4 protein-coding genes are annotated in these 3,783 nt (G+C 55.7%); 3 read left to right on the top strand and 1 reads right to left on the bottom strand.

Annotated features, from left to right (window positions below):
* Both WBV42_RS01170 and WBV42_RS01175 read left to right on the top strand, forming a co-directional pair.
* Positions 1 to 498: N-acetyltransferase family protein (locus tag WBV42_RS01170; RefSeq protein WP_423984417.1), on the top strand; the 498-nt coding region annotated here is incomplete at its 5' end.
* 110 nt (positions 499 to 608) lie between these two features.
* Positions 609 to 1,169, top strand: coding sequence for a hypothetical protein (locus WBV42_RS01175; RefSeq protein WP_423984418.1), 561 nt, complete (start codon positions 609 to 611; stop codon positions 1,167 to 1,169).
* A 40-nt stretch (positions 1,170 to 1,209) separates the two neighbouring features.
* Here the strand turns inward: WBV42_RS01175 and WBV42_RS01180 are convergent, their stop codons facing one another.
* On the bottom strand, positions 1,210 to 2,259 hold the full coding sequence (locus WBV42_RS01180) for a hypothetical protein (protein ID WP_423984419.1): 1,050 nt from the start codon (positions 2,257 to 2,259) through the stop codon (positions 1,210 to 1,212).
* Positions 2,260 to 2,534: 275 nt separating this feature from the next.
* Between WBV42_RS01180 and WBV42_RS01185 the strand changes: the two genes are divergently transcribed.
* Positions 2,535 to 3,509, top strand: a complete 975-nt coding sequence (locus tag WBV42_RS01185; protein ID WP_253226225.1) for a deoxyhypusine synthase — start codon at positions 2,535 to 2,537, stop codon at positions 3,507 to 3,509.
* Positions 3,510 to 3,783: the final 274 nt, after the last annotated feature.

Consider the following 3,783-nt stretch of genomic DNA (forward strand, 5'->3'; position numbering starts at 1 on the left):
GAAATCGAGTTCGTCATCCGCCCTGCCCGCCAGGAGGACCTCTCGGGGATCGTCGGCGCGATTCGACAAGTCGCCCAGGAAGGGTCGTACATCGTCGCCGAAACCGTTGCGGACGAAATCGACCATCAAGAAGCGTTGCTCCGGCACAACGACCTCGAATCGCGGATGTTCTTCGTCGCAACCGTCGGCGACGAAGTCGTTGGCTGGGTCCACCTCCACGCGCCCGAACTGGACAAACTCAGCCACACTGCCGAACTGACCGTCGGCGTGCTGGACGAGTATCAGGGCCACGGCATCGGCAGCCACCTGCTCGAACGCGGACTGGAGTGGGCGGGTGCCAACGGCTACGAAAAGGTGTACCAGAGCGCCCCCTCGACCAACGAGAACGCCATCGACTTCCTCGAAGCCCACGGGTGGGAGACCGAAGCCGTTCGGAAGAACCACTACAAGATCGACGGCGAGTACGTTGACGAAGTGATGATGGCCGTGAAATTGTAGATAGGCCAACTATCGTCGATAATTCAGTCGAACCTCGATCCGCCAACATTTCGTATTGATACTCGAATTGTTCCAATTAATCAGGGCAACGAAAGTATTTTTACCGTCCTTTGAACAGTGAGAATATGCGAGAATCCCCACTTGAGCAGGTACGGCCGTTCGGATACGCCCTCATCGCTCTCATCTTTGTCGCCATGATTCTGCGTTCATATCACGATTTTACGGACCCTCGGGTCCTGTTTAATATCACGGGGGGTGTTCTCCTCGCTGTCTTTCTATTCGGATATCTCTACGTTTCGCGCGTCTCGAACCGTTTTTCCACACAACAGGAAGGTGTGATAATCCTGTTCGTCTCACTCCTTTCCCTGCTGGTGACTATTGCTCTCAGTCTCACAAACGCGAAATCAGTTCCTCGGGATGCGTACTTCACGTTCGCTGCGTTCTTCGTGTTTGGTCTGGGTCACATCGTTGGTCCGTACCTTCCGGTTCGCCCGCAACGGTCCATCGGCGTCGTTGGGGTGCTGATGGGTTTCGGTCTATTCGGTTTCTCGGTCAAGCTGTTTCAGTCCGGTTCGACGGTGATAGCGGCGGACAACGCGATTTTCGGTATCGCGCTCATTATCGTCGCGCTTCTAATGATGGTGAAACCGGACGGCATTATCTCAGATTAAAATACGGTTATCGCAAAAAATCGTTCTGCCGTTGCTCCAGTTAGACCGAAGGAAGTGACGGGAGCGAGGGGAGTTCATCCCAGACCCAATTGAGGAACTGGCTCTGTGGGTTTGACGGAATATCGGGTTCTTCGCCCGTGAGAAGACAGGCCATACATCCGGCACAGTTCGCTTCGCCGTTAATCGGCTGGCTACAGAAACAGTAGAAACAGACCACACACAGTATCGCACCGACACCGGTTTCGCTAGCGACACAGAAGTCGAGACAGGTTTCACAGGTGGTGAGCACGTCGTAAATCCACAACGCACAGTTCGTACAGGTTTCGTCACAGACCACACCGGCCTTATCCAAACCAATACTGAAAACGGTACTCTCAAGCCAACCTTCGAGCGTTCCTTTGATGATGTCGAATCCAATTCCTTGTGTCGTTACCGTTCCTCCCCCCGAGAGTTGTTGAGAAGTTTGGAGAGAGGCGAGGGGCGAAACCGACGAGATATCCAAGAGTTCGTTCTCTTTCGGAGTGAACTCGCCGGTGGTACTGGCCAGGTACTCCGGCGTTTCGATTTCGTCGGTTTCCGGATTTCTCACCGCAAGTTCGACTCGGAAGCCTCCGAGTGAGGTAGTCGCTTGCACCCTCGTTCGTTCGATTTTACCCTCGACATCGAGCGTCGAGAGCACTTGCTCCTCTTCCGCGTCGGTTGCGCCACGACTGAATTCGAGACCGGTGCCGACGTTCGCCAACGTCCCACCCGTTTCGGTCACCATCGAATAACCCGACGGTACCGACGGGAGGTCCCTGTCGAACGCGAAGACCGTTCCGATGTCACCGTTTCGATCAACGGCGAGGAGACGACCGTATTTCAAGTCAACCTTCATTACCACGAGCTCTCTCTGCGTCGCCGTTCCGTCGTCGAGAATATGGCGCTTTTCGACTTCATCCGGGCTGGGAAGCTGTGAAATACCGAGTTCGGCAAGAATACTCTGGACACCGGGTGCCTGTGCGATTCGTTTGACATCATCGTCCGTCGCGCTCTCTGCACGAACGGTCCCCCAACAGCGATTCCAGAACCGACCCACCGCCAGCGACACCGGCGATACTGGCCGCTGCAGAACTCTTCAACAATTTCCTTCGATTCAATCGTTTCGTTTTTTCATCTTGCTTTGACATCAAATGATCATTTCTAAACATACATAAAAATACTACGAAATAAACAAACATATAATATGACTACTCGGAGAAAATATTCCAGGCATTACTATGGATTTATATTCTACAGGTGTCGGATATTATCCTGTTTTATTAGATGAGCAACACACCATCGACAAAACTGAAGATTCATTTTCGCGCGGTGATGAGAGTTGGTATGAGCGACGAAAGCCACGACAACGTCGTCCCCGGGAGCGAGGAGGAAATCGCTTCCCCCGACGTTGCAGGCTACGATTTCAAGGGCGAGTTCGACTTCTTCGACATGCTGTCGTCGTACGAAACGACCGGGTTCCAGGCGAGCCACCTGTACGAGGCGATCGAACTGATCCGGGCGATGCGCGAGGAGGGCGCAGAGATTTATCTCACCTTCACCTCGAACATCGTCTCGTCGGGGCTTCGGGAGGCCGTCGCCTACCTCGCCCGTGAGGACCTCATCGACGTGATGATCACGACTTCGGGATCGATCACCGAAGACGTCATCAAGACCGAAAAGCCGTTCAAGATGGGCGAGTGGGACGTGGACGAGGCCGAAATGCGCGAGCGGGGTATCAACCGTCTCGGCAACATCTTCGTCCCCTCCGACCGCTACGTCTGGTTGGAGTCCTACCTCAACGACTTCTTCGAGGACTTCTTCGCCGAGGAAAAGGTGCGCACGCCGATGGAGTTCTCCCGCGAACTCGGCGAGACGTTGGACGACGAGGACTCCATCCTCTCCAACGCCGCGGACAACGACATCCCCATCTTCTGTCCCGCCCTGACCGACGCGGAGGTCGGTAACTTCCTCTACTACTACCGGCAGGGGTACGACTCGGACGTCGGCATCGAGATTCTGGACGACTACGACAGCCTCATCGAGAAGGGCCTGCTCGCGGACAAGACCGGCCTCATCGTCCTCGGCGGCGGCGTCCCCAAGCACCACGCCATCATGACCAACCTCTTCCGCGGCGGCGCGGATTACGCGGTGTACGTTTCGACCGGCATGGAAGGCGACGGGTCGCTCTCCGGTGCCCCGCCGCACGAGGCCGTCTCGTGGGGGAAGATCAAAGAGGAAGCGACGAACTACGTGCAGGTCGAAGCCGAGGCGACGTTGGTCGTCCCCATGATGCTCGCTGGTGGGTTCAAAGTCGATTAGAAGGCGAGCAGATTTTGGAGTCTGTTTTCTAGCGATTGCTACTGATGATGTCTGGACGGAAACTCGCAGTGTGACCTGTACGGCAACTTCGTGAGCAACTACCGAGCGGCAATGAAGACCGCACCACAGGCCACGTCCTCCCTAACCGACTCCTTCGCTCACTCCGTTCGCTCAGTCGTCCACCGTCAGAGCGAAGCTCTGACGAGCCGTTCGCTCGCTACCGCTCGCGAAGACCTCGCGCGGGGCACCAAAGGTGCGCCACCGTCAGAGCAAC

Origin of the sequence: Haladaptatus sp., from assembly GCF_049589095.1 — an archaeon.
GTDB lineage: Archaea > Halobacteriota > Halobacteria > Halobacteriales > Haladaptataceae > Haladaptatus.

What these genes read in the sequence shown, in the direction of transcription:
- WBV42_RS01185 (WP_253226225.1), top strand. Translation starts at nt 2,535, where the DNA reads ATGAGCGACGAAAGCCACGACAACGTCGTCCCCGGGAGCGAGGAGGAA.